General features: G+C 46.5%; 1 protein-coding gene. It reads left to right on the forward strand.

From position 1 onward, the window contains the following. Positions 1-136: 136 nt before the first annotated feature. Entirely contained in the window at positions 137-484 is a 348-nt protein-coding gene (locus LC093_RS20245; protein WP_226669337.1) for a TonB family protein, read from the forward strand. Positions 485-709: the final 225 nt, after the last annotated feature.

The following is a 709-nucleotide window of genomic DNA, read 5'->3' on the forward strand; positions in this document are numbered from 1 at the left end:
AGCCATAACCAGGCGCTGCAGCCGACATCTTACTTTGAGCACTTTGTTGCGCAGTCGCTACGCTCCTATTTTCGCGCAACAAAGCGCCCAAAGTAAGCTGCGGCTGAGCGCGGCGTTATACAAATATGGAGTTTAGGTGCGCAAACTAGTTTCATGCTTCAGTAGCCTGCTAATGCTGTTTTCCTATAGTGTTTATGCGAGGGAATTCTGCGAAGACGAGGTGCCGATTAAGTCAGTGCCACCGGCATATCCCCGAATAGAGTCGCCGGTAGGGCATAGTGGGTATGTAGTTATTGAGTTTATTATTGACTATAAAGGTGAGGTTACTTCGCCGAAAGTTGTTGTAGCTGTATCTGAACCGACAGGGCGGTTTGCCGAACCTTTCGCAGAGGCAGCTATTGCAGCATTGAATCAATGGTCGTATGAGCCTAGACAAATCGCATGTGAATCTTCTCAAAAATTTGTGTTTGAACTAACAGAATGAAACGTATAACAAGGCAAACCAGTCCGACGGTTTTTCCGTTACGCGTTTTGTGGTTTAACGCTACGCTACCACAAAACACTCCACTCCAAAACCACGGCTGTTTGCAGCGTTATGGTGCCGGGCCGTAAATATAGTTGTCTGTGCCAGCGTGTAATTTAGAGCACTGTTTTGGCCCGCAGTATTTGCCTATCTGCCATGATAAAATTAAGCAGTTTTGTTCCTAGT

Source organism: Microbulbifer aggregans, assembly GCF_020524005.1.
GTDB lineage: Bacteria > Pseudomonadota > Gammaproteobacteria > Pseudomonadales > Cellvibrionaceae > Microbulbifer > Microbulbifer aggregans_A.